Below are 23,214 nucleotides of genomic sequence, written 5' to 3' on the forward strand. Positions count from 1 at the left end.
TCATCATCTGCACCAGCGTGCGCGTGCCCACCGGGACCGCGCACGGAGAACCACGAAGGGACCACTCGTGAAAGAGCCGTACTGGCCGCGCTTCCTGCGCCGCTGGAACATCGAGCGCAATTCGCCGCTCGCGCGCTTCGTCATCCTCGGCGGCATGGACGTCGTCGCCTGGGTCATCGCCTGGCTGCTCGCGACCGCCGCGATCACCGGACTGGCCGGGGACGCCCTGCCCTTCGAGTTCCTCGCGATGTCGCTCGCGGGCCAGCTGGTCATCGGCGCCGTGCTCGGCCTCTACGACAACCGCTACCGGATCGCCTCGGGTGCAGAGCTGCTCCGCGTCGGTGCGACCGTCACCGCGGTCTTCGCACTGTGCGCGGGAATCGAGCTCCTCGCCCTCGGCCGGCTCGAGCTCGTCCGCATGCTGCTCGTGTCCCTGTTCGCCGGGGTCATCATCATCTTCGCCCGCCAGGTGGTGAGCATCGTCGTCCACCGGGACCGGCGCCCCCGCGGGGGCCGGCGGATCGTCGTCGTCGGAGCCGGCGCCCTCGGCGAGTCGCTCATCTCCCAGATGATCGCCGACCGGCGCTCGGCCTACATCCCCGTCGCACTCGTCGACGACGACACCGCCAAGCGCAACCTGCGCCTCCACGGGGTGCCGGTCGAGGGGACGAGCGACGCGCTCGCCTCCGTCGTCGCCTCCACCCGCGCCGACGGGGTCCTCGTCGCGATCGCCAACGCACCGGTCGCGCTCTTCACCAAGCTCACCGCGCAGCTCGAGGGCACCGACGTGCGGATCCGCACGGTGCCCTCGCTCACCGAGCTCATGTCCGACACCGTCGATCTCGCCTCGATCCGCGACATCGACGTCGAGGACCTCATGGACCGCGTCGAGCTGCCCGTCGCCTCGGCCGGCGCATCCGCGCTCGTCCGGGGCCGACGGGTCCTCGTCACCGGTGCCGGAGGGTCGATCGGCTCCGAGCTGTGCCGGCGGATCCACCGCGAGGGGCCGGCCGAGCTCGTCATGCTCGACCGCGACGAATCCGTCCTCCATTCCCTCAGCCTCACCCTGTACGGCCGCGCCCTCATGGACGCCCCCGACCTCGCACTCGTCGACATCCGGGACCGGGAGGCGCTCGACGCGGTCATGGAGCGCTACCGGCCCGAGGTCGTGTTCCATGCGGCGGCGCTCAAGCACCTGCCGATGCTCGAGTCGTTCCCCGCCGAGGGGTGGAAGACCAACGTCCACGGCACTCTCAACGTCCTGCGGGCGTGCGAGGAGGTCGGGGTCGACACCTTCGTCAACGTGTCGACGGACAAGGTCGCCGCGCCGACGAGCTGGCTCGGCTGGACCAAGCTCATCGCCGAGCGGCTGACCGGCGAGTTCGCCCGCCGGACCGGCCGCCGCTACGTGTCCGTGCGCTTCGGCAACGTCCTCGGCTCGCGCGGCTCGGTGCTGCTCGCCTTCCAGAACCAGATCGCCGCCGGCGGTCCGCTCACCGTCACCCATCCGGAGGTCACCCGGTACTTCATGACCATCCCGGAGGCGTGCAGCCTCGTGCTCGAGGCGGCGTCCGAGGGGTCGGGCGGCGATACGCTCATCCTCGACATGGGTCAGCAGGTGCGGATCGTCGACGTCGCCCGGCGCATGATGTTCCTGTCCGGTCGCATGTGCGACATCGTCTACACCGGCCTGCGTCCGGGGGAGAAGCTCCACGAGGACCTCTTCGTCCCCGGCGACGACCACGTCCGCGGGGACAACGAGCGGATCTGGCACATGCGGGTCAAGCCGCTCGCGCCCGCCGATCTGCCCGCTGCCCAGGCGGGGCTCGACGAGCTCGAGCGCTGCATCGAGGGTCTGCGTCCGTCGGCCGGCTTCTCCGCCGACGAGCGCGCCGCGGAGTTCGTGTCCGGGACGGGTCCGATCGACGGCACCGTCTCCGTGCTCGACACGGCGCAGCGACCCGATGCGACGGTGCACCGGCTGCCCCGAGCGAACGGGTCGGCCGGGAACGTCTCGGCCGCGGAGGGAGCACCCGGACGGGCGACTGATCCGTCCGGCGGGCGACGGAGCACGGAGAACCCCTCCGACGGCCCTGCCGGTTCGGCCCGGGCGGCGCTGTGATGGACCGGATCCTCCTGTCGAAGCCCGTCGTCGGCGGTGCGGAGAAGGACGCGGTGCTCGCCGCCCTCGACTCCGGCTGGGTCGCACCCGCCGGACCGGACCTCGCGGAGTTCGAGGCGGAGCTCGCCCGGCGCACCGGCCGGTCCCACGCCGTCGCGCTGTCCTCGGGGACCGCGGCCCTCCACCTCGCGCTGCGCGCGGCCGGGGTGGGCCCCGGGGACCGGGTGGCATGCGCGACCCTGACCTTCGTCGCCTCCGCGAATGCGATCGCCCACAGCGGGGCGCGGGCGGAGTTCGTCGACTGCGACGGGTCCGGAGCGCTCGATCCCGTGCTCCTCGATTCCGTGCTGTCCCGGGCGCACGCGGCGGGCGATCCGTTCCGCGCGGTGGTCGCCGTCGATCTGCTCGGTCACGTGTGCGACTACGCTGCGCTCGCCGCGGTCGCCGCCGCCCACGGGGCCGTGCTCGTGTCCGACGCCGCCGAGTCCCTCGGCTCCGAGCGGGACGGCCGCCCGGCCGGCTCGTTCGGCGAGCTCGCCGCGGTGTCCTTCAACGGCAACAAGATCGTCACCACCTCGTCCGGCGGCGCCGTCCTCACCGACGACGCGGAGACCGCGGCGTACGTCCGCCACCTGTCCACGCAGGCGCGCGAACCGGTGCCGCACTACGAGCACCGGGAGATCGGGTACAACTACCGGCTGTCGAATCTCCTCGCCGCGCTCGGCCGGGCCCAGCTCGCCCGCCTCGACGAGTTCATCGCGGCGAAGCGCCGGCACCGGAAGCTCTACCGCGAGCGCGCTGCCGCCTGGCCGGGGGTGACGGTGCTCGGCGATCCGCACGACGACGACCGGGAGAACTGCTGGATGACCGCGCTCCTCCTCGATCCAGCGGTGTGCCCCCTCGCACCGGCCGAGCTCATGGCCGCCCTCGACGAGGCCGGGATCGAGTCCCGGCCGATGTTCGCACCCATGCACCTCCAGCCGGTGTACGCCGACCGCGCCGCCCACCCCGTCCACGGGGGAGCGGTGTCCGAGGACCTCTACCGCCGCGGCCTCCTCGTGCCCGCCGGCGCATCGGTGGGCGACGCCGGCTGCCGCACCGTGTGCGACCGCCTCGACACGCTGCTCGCCGACCCGGCCCGACCGTCAGGAGGTGTTCGATGACACCCGTCGATCCCGTCCCGGACACCGTCCTCGTCATCGCGCCTCACCCAGACGACGAGGTGCTCGGCTGCGGCGGGACGATCGCCGCCTGGTCCGCCGCCGGCGCGACGGTGGTCGTCCTCACCGTGTGCTCCGATCTGCCGCCGCTCTATCGGGAGGGGCTCGCCGCAGAGATCGAGGCCGAGGCCCGCGAGGCGCATCGAGTGCTCGGAGTCGCGCACAGCGAGTTCCTCGACCTGCCTTCCGTCGAGGTCGCCCGGCTGCCGGTGGCCGAGCTCAACGGCGGGGTCGAGCGCTGCGCGCGCGAGCTCCGGCCCGACGTCGTGCTCGCCCCGTTCCCCGACCGCCATGTCGATCACCGCGCGGTGTTCGACGCCGCGATGGTCGCCGCCCGTCCCGTGGGTCCCGGTACCGACATCGGTCTCGTCGCGCTCTACGAGACGGTCTCGGAGACCTTCTGGAACGCCCCCGGGGCGGAGCCGACCTTCGCGCCGACGTGGTTCGTCGACATCGGCGACACCCTGCGCGCCAAGCTCGACGCCTTCGCGTGCTTCCGGTCCCAGCTCCAGGAGCACCCGGGACCGCGGACGCTCGAGGCGCTCGAGGCGCTCGCGGTGTTCCGCGGGAGCCAGCAGAGCATGCGCGCCGCGGAGGCGTTCCAGGTCGTGCGGATGTCGACGCGCGGGAGGTGGCCCCGACGGTGACCGGTCGACAGCACGACACCCCGCCCGCGGGCGCCGACACCCGGCTGCGCGCGGTGAGCCATGACGCCCTCGTGGTCGGCTTCGCCTACGTGCTGTCCTTCCTCTATCCTCTCGTCTCGCTCCCACTGCTCTCCCGGGCCTTCGGTCCGGCCGACTTCGGGCGCCTCGTGTTCGCCCTGGCCGTCCTCCAGGTCGTCACGTACGTCGTCGACTTCGGCTTCAACATCTCCGCCATGCGTCGGATCGCGCTCTCCGCGGACCCCCGGGTCCGCGGGGCGATCGTCGCGGACACGCTCGCGGCGAAGCTCGTGCTGTTCCTCGGCGCGGCGCTCGGCCTCGGGATCCTCGTCGTGCTCCTCCCGCAGCTGCGACCCGACTGGCTGCTCTACCTGCTCGGCCTCGGCTGCATCGGGCTGAGCCTCGCCTATCCCGACTGGCTGCTCCAGGGACTCGGCCGGGTCCGGACGTTCGCGGTGACCATGGCGGCGAGCCGGGTCCTCGCCCTCAGCGGGCTCGTCCTCACCGTGAGCGACTCCTCCGATCTGCCGCTCGCCCTCGTATGGCAGCTCCTGCCCCTCGTCATCGGCACGCTCCTCGCGTGGCCTCCGCTGCTGCGCTCGGGCACGCTCGCCCGGTGCCGACCGTCGGCGCGCGGGGTCCGGTCCGCGCTCGCCGACGGCCGGCTGCTGTTCGTGTCGAACATGGCGCTGCTCGGCATGGGATCGGCGAATGCGGTGGTCCTCGGTTTCGTGTCGACCGCGCCGCAGGTCGCATTCCTCGGTGCCGCAGAACGGTTCGGCAACGCCGGACGCGGAGTCATGCACGGGGTCCGGAACGTCATGCTGCCGCGCCTCGCCCGCGCCGACGACGGCCCGGAGGGTGCGCGCCTGCATCGGCTCATCGGCAGCGGGATCGCCGGTGCCTACGGCCTGGGCGGACTCACCCTCGCCGTCATCGCTCCGTGGTTCATCCCGCTCTACCTCGGCCCCGGCTTCGACCCCGCGATCCTCGTCACCCAGCTCATCGGCGCGGGGCTGTGCTTCGCCGGCGGGACGGGCGTGCTCATCCTCTTCGCCCAGGCCCGCCACCGCTTCGCTCCGGTCGCCCGCATCACCGCGACCGCCGCCGCCGTCCACGTCCTCCTCGTCGCCGTCGCGGGCTGGATGTGGGGCGCCGCCGGCGCCGCCGGCGCCATCGTGCTCACCGAAGTCCTCCAGCTCTGCCTGTTCCTCGCCGACCGTCGCCGGGCCTCCCGCGACTCCGCACCCGTCCCGCGGACCGCCCCCGTCGATCCCCGCGGGGGCCCGACCGACAAGGAGCCATCCCCGTGAACCATCCCCTCGTCAGCGTCATCGTGCCCGTCTACAACTCCGTCGACGGGCTCGAACGCGCGCTGAGCTCCATCCTCTCCCAGACCGTCCAGGACCTCGAGGTCCTCGTCATCGACGACGGCTCCGACACCGGGATCGATGTCGCAGCACTCCTCCCGGCCGACCCCCGGATCCGCTTCCTCCGGCACGACCGCAACGCCGGCTACGGGGGGATGACGAACACCGCCGTCGCCCATGCCCGCGGCACCTGGCTGACCTTCGTCGACGAGGACGACACCGTCCGGCCGGACTACCTCGCCGCCCATGTCCGCGCCGGCGAGCGCGCGGGAGCCGACATGGTGTTCGGCCGGATCGCCACCGTCGACACCGCAGGCGTCCGCTCGAGCCTCGCCTTCCGCCCCGGGTGCGAGGTGAGCGACGGGCTCACGGCGATCCGCCTCATCGTCTCCGGTGCGATCGTCGCCAACCAGCACATGCTCCTGCGGCGCACGTCGCTCACCGCTCCGGCGCCGGTGGGCAACGCCTACAGCGACATCGTCTTCCTGTGCCGGAACCTCGTCGATGACGCGGTCGTCGCCTACGTCGACGACGGCCTCTACGACTACGTCATCCATCCCGGTTCGGTGTCCGGGGCACTCCGGGAGTCGATCTGGGATCTCACCCTGCTCCCCGGCGAGCTCGACGCCGCGCTCGTCGGGCAGTGCTCGGATGACGAGCGCGCCGAGCTCGTCGAGCTGGCGAAGGTCCTCGTCATCTCGCAGCTGCTCAACAAGGCGGCGCTCGAGGACCGCGACACACCGCTGCGCCGCGACGTCACGCGGTGGTGCCGGCGGGCTGCGGGCCCGCGGACGCTGCTCACCGCCGTGCGCGCCGGGGACGGGAAGGCCGCGCTGTCGCTCGCCGCGGCGGTCCCCGGCGGGCGGGTCCACCGGACTGCGCACCGGCTGTACGCGCGTTCGAAGCGGATGCGAGCATGAGGATATGACGGACGGGCGGAGTGCGCGCCGGGGGTGGGGACTCGCCCTCGGCGCGGCCGCCTGTCTGCTCGCAGCCCTGAGCGTCGCACCCGGGGGCGCGGACGGCCGTCCCGGTGCCGCCGGGGCGGGCGCCGGGTTCACCGTCGCGGCCCCGGGAGAGGATCCGTCGCTCTCGGCGTTCAGGGCCGATGTCGATCGCATCGTCGACGGCGGGGGCACCTGGATCCGCTTCGGCGTGCGCGCCGAGGTCGTCGTCGCCGAATGGGGCGGCGAGGACGGGGTGCGCTTCGACCCGAGCGGCCTCGACACCGTCGTGCGCGCCGCCCGGCATGCGCGCGACGCCGGCCTCGAGGTCTACCTCATCAGCACCGACGGCGACCCGCGGCCGGTGTCGGACGCGGAGTACACCCGCTCGATGGCCGCGTACTGGGAGGGGCTCGCACAGACCTTCGCCGGCGAGGTCACGGTCTGGCAGATCTTCAACGAGCCCGACGGGCTCCACTACCGCACCCGCGCCGAGATCCCGGAGAGCCGGCGCCCCGCCTACTACGCGGATCTCGGGAACCGGCTGGAGGCCGCCGCGCGCATCATCGGGGAGCACGATCCCGCCGGACAGGTGACGACCAACGTCAGCGGCTATCCGATCGACGGGTCGACCGGTGCCTACTGGCAGGAGTTCTTCGACGCGACCGCCCACGGACTCGACACGCTGGCGGTGAGCGCCTATCCCCAGCTCGACCCGCAGGCGCTCGACCGGCTGCCCGGGCTCGTCGAGCAGATGCGGTCGCGCTACGACAAACCGGTGATCATCGCCGAGGTCGGCCTGCAGACCTGTCCCGAGTGCTTCACCCCGGATCAGCAGGGTGCGGGGGTGTCCGCTGCGGTGCGCGCCCTCCACGCGGCCGGACCGCAGGCCATCCTCGTGTACCAGCTGCGCGATGACCGCGGGAGCTCGGAGCAGGACTTCGGCATCCTCTACTCCGACGGCCGTCCCAAGTCCGGCGCCGGCGAGGTGTTCGACGCCGTCTCCGAGTGAGCGGCTGCCCCTGGACGACGTGCTCGGGGCCGAGCCCTCATCGGATGCCGCCGGGGCAGGGGAGTGCCGGCCGACACGAGCGAGGCAGCGCACGACCGGGGCAGCGCGACCACACGACACGACCGAGGCCCGGGATCCGCTGGGGATCCCGGGCCTCGGTCGTACCTGTTCCGGTCGTGGCGCCCGCCTCGCTCGTCCGAGCGGTGCGGGCGCCGCCGATCAGACCTCGGTGCGGGTGCGGCGGCTCACGGCGAGCGCACCTCCACCGATCGCGAGGAGCAGGACACCGATGCCGATGAGCGCTGCGGTGGCCTCGGCTCCCGTGCGGGGGAGCGAGGAATCGCGGTCGTCGTCACCGGGGCCACCGGGGTTCTCCGGGTTCGGTCCGCCGGGGTTCTCCGGGTTCTCGGGGTTCTCCGGGTTCGGTCCGCCGGGGTTCTCCGGGTTCGGTCCGCCGGGGTTGGTCGCGTCGTCCGACGGGGTCGGGGACGCGGACGGAGCATCGCTCGGCGTGTCCGAGGGGGTCGGAACCGGGGTGACCGTCGGGGCGTCGCTCGGGTCTCCGACGTCGCTCGGGGTCTCCGACGGGGTCGGGGTCGGCGTGGAGGCGGCGGCGGTGTTCGTCAGGGTGATCGCCACCTCGGCGTCCTCGACGATGGTGAAGGTCGCCGAGCCGTCGTCGTTGACCGTGACGCCCTCGCCGGAGAACACCGGGTCCTCCCACGTGATGCCGGGGATCGTCGGCGTATCGATCTCCCTCAGGGTGACTTCGGTCCCGGTCGGGATCGGTGCGAAGCCGGCGGTCCACTCGTTCTCAGCCGACAGGATCAGCTCGCCTCCGCGGGTGTTCTCCTCGGTCGGCGGAAGGTTGCCCGGGACGTAGGAGTACTCGACAGTGAACACGGCGTCGCCGATCGTCTCGGTGTCGACACCGGCGAACTCCTTCGTCACCCGGAAGCCGTTCTGGTACCCCTGGCCCTGGCCGGAGCCGGCGGTCCGGTACTCGACGGTCGACACGTCGCGGACGCCGTTGACGTCGACGGTGTTGGTGAACTGGTCACCCGGTTCGACGGTGAGGCCGGGGTCGACGGTCGTCCAGATCTCGATGGCGTAGAACCGGGTGGGATCGGGCTCCGCGATCTCGACGGTGACGTTCCGACCGCTCTCCGTCACCGTGTAGTCGGTGCCCTCGGTGAGCCGGGTGTCGCGATTGCCGTTGATGTAGTCGGCCCAGCCGTCCTGGGTGTCCTCGAACGTGACGACCTCGAGGCCGTCGAAGTTCAGACCCTCCGGGAGGGAGTCGATGACGGTGAGAGCGGAGTCGTCGATCGCCTCACCGGGGATGTAGACGCGCCAGGTGACCTGGCTCCGGTCGTTGTTGAACCAGCCGTTCTTGGTGATCTCATCGGGCTTGGGTCCGACGTTCGGGGGGCCGATCTCCTCGCCCGGCAGCGGGACGGAGATCGTGTCGTCGCCGACTCCGAAGTCGACTTCGCTCTCCGTCGTCTCCTCCCGTGCCTGGACGTCGAGGGCGATGCTCCCGGAGATGTTGGAGTGGGTCGACCAGTAGTCGCCGTGGTCCTCATCCGCGATGAGCGTGCAGGTGACGACTGCGGGGGTGTCGCCACTGGGCGGAGTGACCCGGCAGGTGGCGATGTCGTAGCGCTCGTCGCCGGAGTTCTCGTCGCCCGGTGCGGTGAGGGTGAAGGTGTCCCCGCCGATGCCGAACTCCGGCGGCAGCGTGAGCGAGAAGGTGTCTCCGACCTCCGGATCGAGGCCGGTCATGTCCCAGTTCGCCCTGACGTCCGCGCGCTCCCAGAGCTTGAGGTCGCCGGTGTCGGTGGTGATGGTGATCGGGTTCTGATCGCCGTTGCGCTCCGACCAGTTGCCGAAGGGGTTGTCGAGGACCTTGGCCAGGGCGGGCGAGGCGCCGAGGGCGAACATCCCGGCCGCAACGGCGAGGGCGGCCACGATCGCGAGGATTCTCAGGGGGAGCGGGCGCCGGACAGGCACCGGGGCAAAAGTATGCATGGGGACTGCTTTCAACGGTGAGCACACGGGCGCAACTGTGCGCTGCGATACTCGTCGGTCGTCTGGTCTGACGGATCAAGTCTATGCATTCGCGGCAAAAGTGCAATCAGCCGCTTCGGCTTGTGGATGGATGGTGGTCACGCACCTCCCGGAGCGGTGAACTCGCGCATCCCGTCGAGCAGGACGCGGGCGACGTGCTCGGCGAAGGAGGCGCGCGGCAGAACCCGGAAGGTGTGCTCCGTCGTGCGCCACAGGATGACCTGCACCGAGTCGAGGAGCGTCGAGACCGCGGTGCCGGCAGGGAACGCGCGGGGGTGGAGGTCGAGGCGGACCGTCTTCCGCAGGACGTCTGCGGCGCGCGGCCCGCTGAGCTCGAGCGTCGTGCGGTTGGCCGACAGATCGACGGCCGCCCCCGGGAGGCCGTCGAGCGCCTCGCGCAGGCGGGTGCCGAGCGGGAGGTCGGGGGCGGCGATGACGAGCTGCTCGTCGGGCCCGAGCCACAGGACGGCGGCCTCTCCGGTGCCGGTGACCTCGCCGACGCGCTCCGGCAGCCGGGTGCCGAGCGCCTCGGCGAGCGCCCGGGCCGAGGCGCTCCCCGGTGCCGCGCGCAGCCCGACCATGGTGAGGAACGGCACCTCGCGCAGGGTGAGCACGGTGTCGCCCGCGCGGGCTTCCAAACGAGCGTCCGTGCCGCCGGCGGCCATGGCCTCGGCGAGGTGGGCGAGCGGACTGCGCCGCAGGTGGACCGGGGGGCGCTCGACCGTGGGGAACGCGGTGGGGGTGGGGGTGGTCTCAGCCATCGCGGCGGTGTCCTTCCGGGTCGTAGAGCACGGGGTCGCCCACGGTGACGTCGACGAGGTCGCCGTCGACGAAGGCGCGGAGCGTCTCGCCGATCCGCGCGCGGCCGCTGCGCACGAGCGCGAGGCCGAACGTCCGTCCGAGCGCGGCGCTGCGGTAGCTCGAGGTGACGAACCCCTCCATCGGCACGGGACCCGCCTCCGGGGTGAGCGGGGTGTCGCGGCCGATGAGCTGGGAGCCCTCGGGCACGAGCCGGTCCGGGTCGGCGGGCAGGATGCTCACGAGCTGCCGGCGGTCGGAGCGCACGTTGTCCGCCCGGGTGAAGGACCGGCTGCCGATGAACGGCTTCTTCGTCGACACGATCCACTCCATGTTCGCGTCCTGCGGGGTGACCGTCCCGTCGGTGTCCTGGCCGACGATGATGAACGCCTTCTCCGCCCGGAGCACGTGCATGGTCTCGGTGCCGTAGGGCGTGATGCCGAAGGGTGCGCCGGCCCGGGCGACCGCCTCCCACACCGCGTGCCCGTACCACGCCTCGACGTTGATCTCGTAGGCGAGCTCTCCGGAGAACGAGATCCGGCAGATCCGGGCGGGGATCCCGCTGTCGAGCACGGTGTCGCGGATGTCCATGAACCGGAACTCCTCCCGGGACACGTCGAGGTCCGGAGCCAGCGCGCCGACGACCGCACGCGACTGCGGACCGACGACGGCGACGGTGGCGAGCTGCTCGGTCACCGAGGTGCACGTGACGTCGAGATCCGGCCACTCGGTCTGCAGCCACTCCTCGAGCCAGTCGAGGACGGTCGCCGCCCCGCCGGTCGTCGTGGTGAGCACGAAGTGATCCGGTGCGATCCGGAACACCGTGCCGTCGTCGAAGATCATCCCGTCGGGAGTGCACATCACTCCGTAGCGGGCGCGGCCGATCCCGAGCTTGGTGTAGCCGTTCGTGTAGATCCGGTTGAGGAACTCCGCGGCATCGGTGCCGCGCACGTCGATCTTCCCCAGCGTCGAGGCGTCCATGAATCCCACGGAATCGCGGACCGCGGCGCATTCGCGGAGCACTGCGGCGTCCATGTCCTCCCCGGGCTGCGGATAGTACCGCGGCCGCTTCCACTGCCCGACGTCCTCGAACACCGCTCCGTGGTCGACGTGCCACGGATGGATCGAGGTCGTGCGCGCCGGTTCGAAGAGGTCGCCCCGGCGGCGGCCGGCGAGCGCCGCGAAGGAGGCGGGCACCGCCGGCGCGCGGAACCGGGTGGTGCCGATGGCACCGGGATCGTCCGCGCCGAGGGCCCGGGCGATGACCCCGGCGGCGGTGAGGCCGCTCGTCCGCCCCTGGTCGTGCGCGGTGCCGATCGAGGTGTAGCGCTTGATGTGCTCGACGCTGCGCATCCCGGCACCGGTGGCGCGGAGGACGTCCGCGACGGTCTGGTCGCGCTGGAGGTCGACGTAGTGGTCGTCCCAGGCAACCGGGTTGTCGAACACCGGGACCGAGGTCGGCTCCGCCGGGACCGCCCACAGCGGACGGACCGCCGAGGCGGGAGCAGGAACTGCGACCCCCGGGGCCGGGTCGGATGCGCCGGCTGCGTCCGCGTCCCCGGGGGCCGGGAAGCCGGCGTCCCGGGCGGCGCGCGCGCCGGCCTCGGCTCCCTGGGCGGCGGCCGAGGCGACGTCGTGGGCGCCGGTGATCCCGCCGGCGACGTGCTGGTCGGGCACCGGCTCCGCGGGGACGAAGGCGGCGAGCTCGGGGCTCCACTCGACCGTGCCGCGCTGGCTGTGCAGGTGGACCGCCGGGCTCCAGCCGCCGGATACGGCGAGCGCGTCGGCGGTGAGGTCGAGCGGTGCGCCGATGGGCTGCGCCGCGGAGTCGAGCGCGTGCACGGTGAGGCCGGCGAGGCTGCCGTCGGCGTCGGCCCGGGTGCTCGTCACCGCCGATCCGGTGTGGACCGGGATGCCGGTGCGGTCGCGGACCGCGCCCGCGGCGGGGGAGAGCTCGGGCCGGGAGTCGACGATCGCGGCGACCTCGACCCCGGCGGCGTGGAGGTCGGCGGCGGCGGCGTACGCGGAGTCGTTCGTCGTCGCCACGACGATCCGGTGGCCGATGGCGACCGCGTACCGGTTGAGGTAGGTGCGGGCTGCACCGGCGAGGACGACGCCCGGCCGGTCGTTGCCGGCGAACACGAGCGGCTGCTCGAGGGCTCCGGTAGCGAGGACTACCTGCCGGGCCCGGATGTGCCACACCCGTTCGCGCGAGATGCCCGCGGGCACCGGACCCGCGAGGTGATCGGCGCGCCTCTCGACGGCGACGAAGTGGTTCGAGTCGTAGCTGCCGATCACCGAGGTGCGCTGCAGGCGGGTCGCCTCCGGTGCGGCGTCGAACTCCGCGACGGTCGCAGCGATCCAGTCCGGGGCCGGTGTGCCGGCGACGTGCTCCGCGCGCATCGAGAGCAGGGAGCCCCCGGCCTCGGGCTGGTCGTCGGCGAGGATGACCCGCGCACCGGATGCGGCGGCGGCCCGGGCGGCGGCGAGCCCGGCGGGACCGGCGCCGACGACGAGCACGTCGGTGTGGACGTGGACGTGGTCGTACTCGGCCCCGTCCGGGTTCGGGTCGAGCACGCCCTGCCCGGACACCCAGTCGGCGCGGAGGCCGTCGATGAGCTCGACGGTCGTCGCGGTGAGCATCGATTCGGCGACCTCGGGGTCCCGGCGCGGGGCGACGGTGACGAGCGCATTGGGCTCCTCGACCCCGGCGGTCATGATCCCGCGCGGGCGGGCGCGGTAGAGCGAATCGCCGCAGCGGAGGATCCCCGAGGCGAGGGTTGCGGACGCGAGCGTGTCACCGGGGTGGCCGGGGAGCGGGCGGCCGGCGAGCTCGCCGGAGAGCACGACAGTGCGGTCGATGCGGGCGTGCGGCACCGCCTCGGCGGAGAGGCGGTGCGGGCCGCGGGCGGTCGTCCCGGTCATCGCGGGTCCTCCGTTCCCGGTGCGGGCAGGGTGCCGGGCGAGCTCGGCCAGGTATGGGCGGGAGCGGTCCGCGCGTGCGAGCCCGAGGAGGCGATCGCCTGCGCGACCGGGCTGCCCTTGGGGCTGTGGTCCGGTGTCGGATCGGAACCGGAACGGTCGCCGGCCGGGCCGGCGGGTCGTTCGGCGCCGATCGGGTACACCGCGGAGATCGCATAGGTCTCCGTGTCGCGGATGCTGTTGAACCATTTCCGGCAGCCGGCGGTGTGGAGCCAGCGTTCGGCGATGGTGCCGCGCGGGTTATCGCGGTAGAAGAGGTACTCCGCCCATTCCCGGTCGCTCAGCGCGTCCGGGTCGGCGGGATAGGGGACATGCGCCTGTCCGCCGTGGCGGAACTCGGTCTCGTCGCGCGGTCCGCAGTAGGGGCATTCGATGAGCAGCACGGGAACTCCTGGGGGTGCGGCGGAAGGGTCAGTGCGCAACGCCGGCGGCGCCGTGCTCGTCGATGAGGCGGCCGGTCTCGAACCGGTCGAGCGTGAAGGGGGCGTTGAGCGGGTGGGGGCTGCCGGTGGCCATGGTGTGGGCGAAGGTCCAGCCCGAGGCCGGGGTGCCCTTGAAGCCGCCGGTGCCCCACCCCGCGTTGACGTAGAAGCCCTCGAGCGGGGTGGGGCTGATGATCGGCGAGGCGTCGAGCGTGACGTCGACGATGCCGCCCCAGGTGCGGAGCACGTGCGCGCGGGCGAAGATCGGGAACAGCTCGACCGCGGCGGCGAGCTGCTCCTCGATGATGTGGAAGCTCCCGCGGCGGCCGAACCCGGTGTAGCCGTCGACGCCGGCGCCCATGACGAGCTCGCCCTTGTGCGCCTGGGACACGTAGACGTGGACGTGGTTGGACATGACGACCGTCGGGTGGACGGGCTCGAACAGCTCGGAGACGAGGGCCTGGAGGGGGTGGGACTGGATCGGCAGGCGGATGCCGGCGCGCCGCGCGAGGTCCCAGCTGTCGCCGGCGACGGCCATCCCCACAGTCCCCGCGCCGATCCGCCCGCGGTTCGTCTCCACCCCGGTGATCCGGTCGCCCTCGGTGAGGAAGCCCTGGACCTCGCAGTTCTGGATGATGTCGACGCCCATCGCGTCGCACTGCCGGGCGAGCGCCCAGGCGACGTGGTCGTGCTTGGCGATCCCGCCGCGCGGCTGGTAGGTCGCGCCCAGGACCGGGTAGCGGAGGTCGGGGGAGGTGTTGATGATCGGGCACAGCTCCTTGACCTGCTGCGGGTCGAGCCACTCGGCGTCGACGCCGTTGAGGACGTTCGCGCCCACCCGCCGGGTACCCTCGCGGACGTCGTGGAGGGTGTGGGCGAGGTTCATCACCCCACGCTGGGAGAAGAGGAAGTCGTAGTCGAGCGCCGCGGGCAGCTCCTCCCACAGCTTGAGGGAGTGCTCGTAGATCGCCGCCGACTCGTCCCACAGGTAGTTCGAGCGGATGATCGCGGTGTTGCGCGCCATGTTGCCGCCCGCGAGCCAGCCCTTCTCGAGGATCGCGGTGCGGGTGATCCCGTGGTTGACCGCGAGGTAGTAGGCGGTGGCGAGTCCGTGCCCGCCGCCGCCGATGATGATCGCATCGTAGGAGGGGCGGGGCTCGGGATTGCGCCAGAGGAACTTGGGATGCTCCGGGAGACGGTCGGCCATGAGAGGCTCCGATCGGACGGCGTGACGTCGACAACTGATATATCAGTATGGGATCAGCCTAGGATGGGTGGTGGGGCGTGTCAACGGTCCCGCGGACACGAACGGTACGAGCGGAGGGAGACGCGGATGACGAAACCGGCGACGGCGCACGGAGCGGACCGGCGATCACTCGCGCAGCAGGCCTACGAAGCGCTGCGCGACCGGCTCATCATGCTCGACATCCGACCCGGGGACCCGGTGAACGAGGCGGCGCTCGCCGCGGAGCTCGGCGTCGGCCGCACCCCGGTGCGCGAGGCGCTCAAGCGGCTCGCCGCCGACCACCTCGTGGTGAGCTATCCGCGGCGCGGCACCTTCGCAGCCGCCGTCGACATCACCGATCTCGCCGCGATCGCCGAGGTGCGCGAGCACCTCGAGCCCCTCGCCGCCCGCCGGGCCGCGGAGAACCCCGATCCCGAGGTCGCCGCGGAGGCGCGCCGGCTCATCGATGACCTCTCGGCGCTCGCCGACGAGGAGGACCGGCGGACGCTCCTCGCCGCCGACCTCCGGATCCATCGCTTCATCTACCGGTCGACGGGGAATCGGCACCTCGCCGACACCCTCGTCCGCCTCGACGACCTCGCGACGCGGATCTGGAGCCTCGTCCTCGACCGGCTGCCGCACCTGTCCGGGCACGTCCACGAGCACGCCGAGCTGCTCGGCGCGATCGCCGACGGCGACGGGGAGGGTGCCGCGCGGATCGCCCGGCAGCACGTGCGCAGCTTCGAGCGGCGCGTGCGGGACAGCCTGTGAGCGCCGATCCGCATGCCGATGACGTGGACGTGAGGCACGACGACACCGGCCCGCCGTCACAGGTGACGGCGGGCCGGTGGTGAGTCGGGGTCTGCTCAGCGGCGGCGGCGGTTGCGGAAGTTCGTGAACGACTGCTGGGCCTTGCGGCGATTCTGCGGGTTCGAGGCCGCGCGGCGGAGCATTCCGCCCAGTCCGCCTCCGGTTCCGCCCCGGCGGCCGGTCGGACGGCCTCGGCGGCTCGAGGAGACTCCGTTGAGGATGCGGTTGAGGATTCCCATGGCTGTCGCCTTTCGTCGTCGGGGTACCGAGTCTTCCACTCCACAATGTGAGTTGTCTGTACCCGGGTCGGGTCCGGGGCGCTCGCTAGGCTGAGACCATGTTGGAATCGCAGAACCCCTCCTCGCCCCCTGTGCCCGAGCGGGTCGAGCACGAGCGCACGCACCACGGCCACACCTTCGTCGATCACTACGAGTGGATGCGCGACAAGGAGTCGCCGGAGGTCATCGCGCACCTCGAGGCGGAGAACGCGTACACCGCGGAGCGCACAGCGCATCTCGAGGGACTGCGGGAGGCGATCTTCGAGGAGATCCGCACCCGGGTCAAGGAGACCGACCTCTCCGTGCCCGTGCGCCGCGGGAACTGGTGGTACTTCTCCCGCACGACCGCGGGCAAGGCGTATGCCGCGCGCTGCCGGGTCCCCGTCGCCGACCCCGCAGACTGGACGCCCCCTGCCGTCGGGGACGGGGCGCCGCTGCCGGGCGAGCAGGTGGTCCTCGACTCGAACGTCGAGGCCGAGGGGCACCCGTTCTTCTCCCTCGGCTCGTACTCCGTGTCCCCGGACGGCAGCCGGCTCGTGTGGTCGGCGGACACCTCGGGCGACGAGCGCTACACCCTGCGGATCCGCGACATCGCCTCCGGTGAGGACCTGCCCGACGAGATCCCCGACACCTTCGCGGGCGCATGCTTCGACGTCAGCGGCGAGTACGTATTCTACACCACCGTCGACGACGCCTGGCGGCCGGACACGGTGTGGCGCCACCGTGTGGGGACCCCGGTGAGCGAGGACGTGCAGGTCTTCTCCGAGTCCGACGAGCGGTACGTCGTCGGCATGGGGGTGAGCCGCTCGGAGCGCTACCTGTTCTTCGTCACGGCGTCGAAGATCACCACCGGCTGGTGGTTCCTCGACGCGCTCGACCCGACGGGCACCCCGCGCCCGGTGTGGCCGCGCCGGGAGGGCGTCGAGTACTCCGTCGAGCACGCGATCGTGTCCGGTGAGGACCGTTTCCTCATCGTCCACAACCGGGACCGCGCGGACTTCGACATCACCGATGTCCCGGTGAGCGATCCGGAATCGGAGGGGCGGGAGGTCCTGCCGGATGTCGAGGGGCGTCGGATCGAGGACGTCGACGCCTTCCGCACCCACCTCGCGGTGTCCTACCGGGAAGGCGGATTCGCGCGCGTCGGGGTCATCGAGGTCCACGACGAGAGCCCCGAGGAGCTCATCGCGGACTTCGGCGATTCCAGGCCCGGAGCCGAGGCCGACCGCGGTGCCCGGATCCCCTCGCCCCGACCCGACGGCGAACCGGAGCCGGACCCCGAGGACGGTCGCACGCTCGAGGGTCAGCCGCACACGCCGTTCTCGCCGCTGGTCGAGATCACTGCCGACGAGCCGATCGGCACGATGGGCGTCGCGGCGAACCCCGAATGGGCCCAGCCGCGCCTGCGCCTGGGGTACACCTCGATGGTGGCGCCGTCGGTCGTCTTCGACCACGACATCGCCACCGGCGAACGGACCGTGCTCAAGCGGCAGCCGGTGCTCGGCGGGGTCGACGTCGCCGACTACGAGCAGGAGCTCGTCTGGGCGCGCGCCGAGGACGGCACCGAGATCCCGGTATCGCTCGTGTGGCGCAGCGATGCGGTCCCGGAGGGCCGCCCCGCCCCCACGGTGCTCTACGGGTACGGCTCCTACGAGGCGAGCATGGACCCCTACTTCTCCGTGGCGCGGCTCTCGCTCCTCGACCGCGGGGTGGTGTACGCGATCGCGCACGTCCGCGGCGGCGGGGAGATGGGGCGCCGCTGGTACGAGGAGGGTCGGACGCTGACGAAGAAGAACACCTTCACCGACTTCGTCGCCGTGGCCGACCACCTCATCGCCGCCGGTCGCGCGGAACCGGCGCGGATGGTCGCAATGGGCGGCTCGGCCGGCGGGCTGCTCATGGGCGCGGTCGCGAACATGGCCCCCGATCGCTTCGCCGGGATCAGTGCGCACGTGCCGTTCGTCGACGCGCTCACCTCGATCCTCATGCCCGAGCTGCCGCTCACCGTCATCGAATGGGACGAGTGGGGCGATCCGCTCCACGACCCCGAGGTGTACGCGTACATGCGCGGCTACTCGCCGTACGAGAACGTCACCGAGCAGGAGTACCCCCGGATCCTCGCGCTGACCTCGCTCAACGACACCCGGGTGCTCTACGTCGAGCCTGCCAAGTGGGTGGCCCGGCTCCGTGAGGTGGGTGCGGACGCGCTGCTGCGCACGGAGATGGACGCCGGCCACGGCGGCGCCTCCGGACGCTACGACGCGTGGCGCGAGACCGCCTTCGACTTCGCGTGGACGCTCGACGTGCTCGGTCTCGCCGGCGCGGACCCGCGTCCCGCGGGCGCGTCCGACGGGGACGAGGCCGGCGCCGAGGAACCAGGCGGGAACGCGGCAAAGGGTGACACGGCGCAGATCGGTTCCGCGGACGGGGCCGCCTCGTGAACGGTGCGGGGATCGGTCTCGGCCCGCTCCTCGGGCTCGTCGTCCTCTTCGCCGCCGTGGTGTGGCTGGCCGTCGTGATCTATCGCCCTGTGCGCGCCGCCGCGCGGGGCGACCTCGGTCCGGATGGCTCCGGCGGGATGCGCACCTCGACGACGCTGCGCTCGCCGGAGGCCTGGCAGCTCGGGCACCGGGCGGCGATGATCTACGTCGGCTCCCTGCCGTGGGTCGCCGGCATCGCGGTGCTCGGCGGGATCCTCGGGACCGTCTGGGGCGGCGCCGTGGTCGGTGTGACGATCGGGCTCGTCGCGCTCGCCGTCGAGGTCTTCGTGTACGCGATGGGCTGGATCTTCGCGCACATCGCCGCGAGGTGAGTCCGCCGCTGCGGAAGGCCGTCGGTGATCGCTCCTGAGGTCACAGGCCTGCAACATCCGGGCGAACCGGGTTGCGCCTTTTGAACCGCCGAGTAGCGTGGACCCGGTGCGGTCCGGGCACCGGTCCGCAGAACGCTGAGCGATGACCGAACGACGACACCAGGACTTGACGAAACGATGCTCACACGACTGCACGATGCCCTCCGACTCCGGACCTCGCCCGTCATCTTCTTCACCTCGGCGGCGATCATCATCCTCTTCGCCGCCGCGACGATCCTCTTCACCGATCCGCTCGACAACGCGGTGACCGCCGCATCCGACTGGCTGCTCGCCCACCTCGGCTGGTTCTACGTCCTCGGCGTGTCCGTCTTCCTCGTGTTCCTCCTCTTCATCTGCGTCGGACGGTTCGGCAGGGTCAAGCTCGGCCCGGACGACGAGCCGCCCGAGCACAGCGGGCTCGCCTGGTTCGCCATGCTGTTCGCCGCCGGCATCGGCACGATCCTCATGTTCTGGGGCGTGGCCGAACCGATCAGCCACTTCGGCGCACCTCCGCGCGGGGCGTCCCTCGGCATCGAGGCGGGAACCCCCGCGGCCGCTGCCGACGCGATGAACTTCACGCTCTACCACTTCACGCTCCACACATGGACGATCTTCACCCTGCCGGCCCTGTGCTTCGCGTACTTCATCCACAAGCGCAACCTGCCGCCGCGCGTGAGCTCGATCTTCCAGCCGATCCTCGGCGAGCGGATCCACGGCCCGATCGGCAAGGCCATCGACGTCGTCGCGATCGTCGGCACCGTGTTCGGCATCGCCGTGTCGATCGGCCTGGGGACCCTGCAGATCAACGGCGGCCTGTCCCAGCTGTTCGGGATCCCGGAGAACGCCGGCTGGCAGCTCATCATCATCGGCGTCGTCACCGCAGTCGCACTGGTCTCGGTGTCGCTCGGCCTCGACAAGGGCATCAAGGTGCTCTCGAACGTCAACATCGTCGTCGCAATCGGGCTGCTGATATTCATCGTCGTCGTCGGGCCGACGCTCTTCATGCTCAAGGGGACGATCGAGGCCTTCGGCAGCTACCTCGTCAACCTCCCCGAGCTCGCGTTCTGGAACGACACCTTCGCCGACACCGGCTGGCAGAGCGGGTGGACGGTGTTCTACTGGGCCTGGACGATCACGTGGTCGCCGTTCGTCGGGATTTTCATCGCCCGGATCTCCAAGGGCCGCACGATCCGCCAGTTCGTCTCCGGCGTCCTCGCGATCCCCTCGGGATTCTCCGTCATCTGGTTCGGGATCTTCGGCTTCGCCTCCTTCGACATCGAGCTCAACGGGGAGGGCGGCCTCGTCGACCGGGTCGTCACTGACGGCGACATCCCGGGTGCGCTGTTCGCCTTCCTCGACCACTACCCGCTTTCGTTCGCGTTGTCGATCATCGCGATCCTGCTCGTCGGGGTCTTCTTCATCACCTCGGTCGACTCCGCAGCGCTCGTCACCGACACCATGACCAACGGGCACGAGGACTTCAATCCGCTCGGGCAGCGGATCTTCTGGGCGCTGTCGATCGGCGTCATCACCGCGACCCTGCTCGTGTTCTCCGGCAGCGGCGGACTCGAGGCGCTCGAGAAGACCATCATCCTCGTGGGGCTGCCGTTCTTCGTCATGGGGTACTTCCAGATGTACGCCCTCTACCGCGCGCTGCGCGAGGACGCCGGGGAGCTCCCGCCCATGCGGACGCGCCGCTGGAAGAAGGTGCTCCCGCCGGAGGAGTACGCCCGGCGCCGGGACGAGGACGAGCACGACACCTCGGACACGGTCGTCGAGCCCGAGGCGGCGGACGACGTACCGGTCCTCGCCGACCCCTACGTCGAGGACCCGGAGCAGGACGGGAGCACCGCCGCGTCCGCTCGGGGCGGCCGGCCGCACCTGCCGGAGGGCACGCTGTCCTCCCGCACCGGCAGCGCGAAGATCCGGTACCGCAGCGCCGAGGACTGAGCGACCTCACCGGGTCCCAGTACTTCGGCCCGCCCACGTGCCATGCGTCGAGTGGTCATGTTCGGACGGTTTCGAGCCCGAAATCGTCCGAACATGACCACTCGACGAAGGTGCCGGAGGGTGCCGAAGGATGCCCGCGGCGCCGAGGGGTGTCCGCTCAGCCGAAGTGGGCGGGGAGCGTCGCGCGATGGGTCTCTGCGAGCTCGGTGACCGGGATGGTGAAGCGATCGACGAGCTCGAGCGCCGCGCCGTCCTCGCCCTCGCCGGCGTCGGTCATGCCGATCCGGGCGAAGGGGAAGCCGCGGGCGGTGCACATGTCGGTGAACCGCACCTCCTCGGAGCGGGGGACGGCGACGATCGCGCGGGCGGTCGACTCGGAGAACAGCAGGGTGAAGAGGTCGACCCCGTCGCGCTCGGCGACCTCGTCGAGCCATACCCGCGCCCCCATCCCGCGGCGCAGGCACGCCTCGGCCAGCGCCTGGGCGAGCCCGCCCTCGGACAGGTCGTGCGCGGCGTCGATCATGCCGTCGCGCGAGGCGTTGATGAGGATCTCGGCGAGCTCCTTCTCCGCGGCCGGGCGGAACTGCGGGGGCACGCCGCCGAGGTGGTCGTGGACGACATCGGCCCAGGCGGAGCCGTCGAGCTCGTCCGCTGTGGCGCCGAGCAGGTAGACCGTCTGGCCGGCATCCTGCCAGCCCGACGGCGCGGCGCGGGTGACGTCGTCGAACACGCCGAGGACGCCGACGACCGGGGTCGGATGGATCGCCACGCCGCCGGTCTGGTTGTACAGCGACACGTTGCCGCCGGTCACCGGGATGCCGAGCTCCTGACAGCCGACGGCCAGGCCCTCGACGGCCTGCGCGAACTGCCACATGATCTCCGGGTCCTCGGGCGAGCCGAAGTTCAGGCAGTCGGTCACGGCCATCGGCCGCGCGCCGGAGGTCGCGACGTTGCGGTGCGCCTCGGCGAGCGCGAGCTGCGCGCCGACCGCGGGGTCGAGGTAGCAGTAGCGGCCGTTCGCATCGGTGGCGATCGCCACGCCGAGCCCGGTCTCCTCGTCGACCCGGATGACCCCGGCGTCGTCGGGGAACGCGAGGGCGGTGTTGCCCTGGACGTAGCGGTCGTACTGGTTCGTCACCCACGACTTCGAGGCGAGGTTCGGGGACCCGAGGAGCTGCAGCAGCGTGGCGCGGAGCTCCGCGTCGGACTCCGCCCGGGCCAGGCCGGCCGCAGCGACGGTGTTCGCGCGGGTGGGCTCCGTCCACGAAGGCTCGTGATAGGGGCGCTCGTAGACCGGTCCGTCGTGGGCGACGGAGCGCGGGGGCACGTCGACGATGACGTCGCCGTGCCACTCGATGACGAGACGGCCGGTGTCGGTGACCTCGCCGAGCACGCTCGTCTCGACATCCCACTTCGCGGTGATCGCGAGGAACTCGTCGAGCTTCTCCGGCGTGACGACCGCCATCATCCGCTCCTGGGACTCGCTCATGAGGATCTCCTCGGGAGTGAGCGAGGGGTCGCGCAGGAGCACGTCGTCGAGCGCGATGTGCATGCCGCCCTCGCCGTTCGAGGCGAGCTCGGAGGTCGCGCAGCTGATGCCGGCGGCGCCGAGGTCCTGGATGCCCTCGACGACCTCGGCGGCGAACAGCTCGAGGCAGCACTCGATGAGGACCTTCTCCGCGAACGGGTCGCCCACCTGGACGGCCGGCCGCTTGGACGGCTTGGTGTCGTCGAAGGATTCCGAGGCGAGGATCGAGGCGCCGCCGATCCCGTCGCCGCCGGTCCGCGCCCCGAACAGGACGACCTTGTTGCCCACGCCGGAGGCGTTCGCGAGCCGGATGTCGTCTTGGCGGAGCACACCCACGGCGAGGGCGTTGACGAGCGGGTTGCCCTGGTAGACGGAATCGAAGACGACCTCGCCGCCGATGTTCGGCAGCCCCAGGCAGTTGCCGTAGCCGCCCACCCCGGCGACGACGCCGTGGACGACGCGGGCGGTGTCGGGGTGGTCGATCGCGCCGAAGCGCAGCTGGTCCATCACCGCGACGGGGCGGGCGCCCATCGAGATGATGTCGCGGACGATGCCGCCCACCCCGGTCGCAGCACCCTGGTAGGGCTCGACGTAGGAGGGGTGGTTGTGGCTCTCGACCTTGAAGGTCACGGCCCAGTCGTCGCCGATGTCGACGACGCCGGCGTTCTCGCCGATGCCGACGAGGAGGTTCTTCCTCATGTCCTCGGTGACGTAGTCGCCGAACTTGCGGAGGTGGACCTTGGAGGACTTGTACGAGCAGTGCTCGGACCACATGACCGAGTACATCGCGAGCTCTGCAGAGGTGGGGCGCCGGCCGAGGATCTCCCTGATGCTCGCGTACTCGTTCTCCTTGAGCCCGAGCTCGGCGAACGGCTGTTCGACGTCGGGGTTCGCGGCGGCGAACTCGACGGTCTCCTTGACCTTCGTGGCGGCCGGGGTCGCGTGCGTGTTCGTCATGATCCTTCGG

Annotated in this window: 17 protein-coding genes; 10 read left to right on the plus strand and 7 right to left on the minus strand. The window is 71.7% G+C overall.

Annotated features, from left to right (window positions below; translation table 11 throughout):
• The first annotated feature begins 67 nt into the window (after positions 1 to 67).
• Genes C1A17_RS11740 through C1A17_RS11765 form a run of 6 tightly spaced genes read left to right on the plus strand, consistent with a single transcriptional unit; the run spans position 68 to position 7,333 of the window.
• Positions 68 to 2,122 carry a polysaccharide biosynthesis protein gene (locus tag C1A17_RS11740; RefSeq protein WP_101653146.1) on the plus strand — a complete coding sequence of 685 codons (2,055 nt, stop codon included), beginning with the start codon at positions 68 to 70 and terminating at the stop codon, positions 2,120 to 2,122.
• Entirely contained in the window at positions 2,122 to 3,285 is a 1,164-nt protein-coding gene (locus tag C1A17_RS11745) for an aminotransferase class I/II-fold pyridoxal phosphate-dependent enzyme (protein ID WP_101653147.1), read from the plus strand. The genes C1A17_RS11740 and C1A17_RS11745 overlap by 1 nt, the downstream gene beginning before the upstream one ends.
• Positions 3,282 to 3,989, plus strand: coding sequence for a PIG-L deacetylase family protein (locus C1A17_RS11750; RefSeq protein WP_101653148.1), 708 nt, complete (start codon positions 3,282 to 3,284; stop codon positions 3,987 to 3,989). Before C1A17_RS11745 ends, C1A17_RS11750 begins: the two co-directional genes overlap by 4 nt.
• A complete protein-coding gene (locus tag C1A17_RS11755) occupies positions 3,986 to 5,320 on the plus strand; it encodes a lipopolysaccharide biosynthesis protein (protein WP_180953321.1) in 1,335 nt (444 codons plus the stop codon). Before C1A17_RS11750 ends, C1A17_RS11755 begins: the two co-directional genes overlap by 4 nt.
• The gene (locus C1A17_RS14270) at positions 5,317 to 6,297 is read left to right on the plus strand and encodes a glycosyltransferase family 2 protein (protein WP_180953322.1); all 981 of its coding nucleotides are present in this window, start codon (positions 5,317 to 5,319) and stop codon (positions 6,295 to 6,297) included. The genes C1A17_RS11755 and C1A17_RS14270 overlap by 4 nt, the downstream gene beginning before the upstream one ends.
• A 4-nt stretch (positions 6,298 to 6,301) precedes the next feature.
• Complete coding sequence (locus tag C1A17_RS11765) at positions 6,302 to 7,333, plus strand: glycoside hydrolase 5 family protein (RefSeq protein WP_101653150.1); 1,032 nt, start codon at positions 6,302 to 6,304, stop codon at positions 7,331 to 7,333.
• 219 nt (positions 7,334 to 7,552) lie between these two features.
• Here the strand turns inward: C1A17_RS11765 and C1A17_RS11770 are convergent, their stop codons facing one another.
• The 5 genes from C1A17_RS11770 to C1A17_RS11790 form a co-directional block, all read right to left on the minus strand.
• Entirely contained in the window at positions 7,553 to 9,304 is a 1,752-nt protein-coding gene (locus C1A17_RS11770) for a DUF5979 domain-containing protein (RefSeq protein WP_101653151.1), read from the minus strand.
• A gap of 197 nt (positions 9,305 to 9,501) precedes the next feature.
• The gene (locus C1A17_RS11775; protein WP_101653152.1) at positions 9,502 to 10,164 is read right to left on the minus strand and encodes a sarcosine oxidase subunit gamma; all 663 of its coding nucleotides are present in this window, start codon (positions 10,162 to 10,164) and stop codon (positions 9,502 to 9,504) included.
• Entirely contained in the window at positions 10,157 to 13,126 is a 2,970-nt protein-coding gene (locus C1A17_RS11780) for a 2Fe-2S iron-sulfur cluster-binding protein (protein ID WP_101653153.1), read from the minus strand. The genes C1A17_RS11775 and C1A17_RS11780 overlap by 8 nt, the downstream gene beginning before the upstream one ends.
• Positions 13,123 to 13,566: a sarcosine oxidase subunit delta gene (locus C1A17_RS11785; RefSeq protein ID WP_101653154.1), complete on the minus strand. Its 444-nt coding sequence runs from the start codon at positions 13,564 to 13,566 to the stop codon at positions 13,123 to 13,125. Before C1A17_RS11785 ends, C1A17_RS11780 begins: the two co-directional genes overlap by 4 nt.
• Positions 13,567 to 13,594: 28 nt before the next feature.
• Positions 13,595 to 14,812, minus strand: coding sequence for a sarcosine oxidase subunit beta family protein (locus C1A17_RS11790; RefSeq protein WP_101653155.1), 1,218 nt, complete (start codon positions 14,810 to 14,812; stop codon positions 13,595 to 13,597).
• 126 nt (positions 14,813 to 14,938) lie between these two features.
• Here C1A17_RS11790 and C1A17_RS11795 point away from each other — a divergent pair, with 126 nt between their 5' ends.
• Positions 14,939 to 15,601 carry a GntR family transcriptional regulator gene (locus tag C1A17_RS11795; protein WP_101653156.1) on the plus strand — a complete coding sequence of 221 codons (663 nt, stop codon included), beginning with the start codon at positions 14,939 to 14,941 and terminating at the stop codon, positions 15,599 to 15,601.
• Positions 15,602 to 15,696: 95 nt separating this feature from the next.
• Here C1A17_RS11795 and C1A17_RS11800 read toward each other — a convergent pair whose 3' ends face one another.
• Complete coding sequence (locus tag C1A17_RS11800; RefSeq protein WP_101653157.1) at positions 15,697 to 15,879, minus strand: hypothetical protein; 183 nt, start codon at positions 15,877 to 15,879, stop codon at positions 15,697 to 15,699.
• 98 nt (positions 15,880 to 15,977) lie between these two features.
• Between C1A17_RS11800 and C1A17_RS11805 the strand changes: the two genes are divergently transcribed.
• The 3 genes from C1A17_RS11805 to C1A17_RS11815 all read left to right on the plus strand — a co-directional run bounded on the left by C1A17_RS11805 (position 15,978) and on the right by C1A17_RS11815 (position 20,719).
• A complete protein-coding gene (locus C1A17_RS11805) occupies positions 15,978 to 18,359 on the plus strand; it encodes a S9 family peptidase (RefSeq protein WP_101653158.1) in 2,382 nt (793 codons plus the stop codon).
• A complete protein-coding gene (locus tag C1A17_RS11810) occupies positions 18,356 to 18,730 on the plus strand; it encodes an SdpI family protein (RefSeq protein WP_101653159.1) in 375 nt (124 codons plus the stop codon). Before C1A17_RS11805 ends, C1A17_RS11810 begins: the two co-directional genes overlap by 4 nt.
• A gap of 177 nt (positions 18,731 to 18,907) precedes the next feature.
• Complete coding sequence (locus C1A17_RS11815; protein WP_101653160.1) at positions 18,908 to 20,719, plus strand: BCCT family transporter; 1,812 nt, start codon at positions 18,908 to 18,910, stop codon at positions 20,717 to 20,719.
• Between the two features lie 157 nt (positions 20,720 to 20,876).
• On the opposite strand, the gene purL is transcribed toward C1A17_RS11815, so the two are convergent.
• Complete coding sequence (gene purL, locus C1A17_RS11820; RefSeq protein ID WP_101653161.1) at positions 20,877 to 23,204, minus strand: phosphoribosylformylglycinamidine synthase subunit PurL; 2,328 nt, start codon at positions 23,202 to 23,204, stop codon at positions 20,877 to 20,879.
• Positions 23,205 to 23,214: the final 10 nt, after the last annotated feature.

Source organism: Brevibacterium ihuae, assembly GCF_900184225.1.
Taxonomy (GTDB): domain Bacteria; phylum Actinomycetota; class Actinomycetes; order Actinomycetales; family Brevibacteriaceae; genus Brevibacterium; species Brevibacterium ihuae.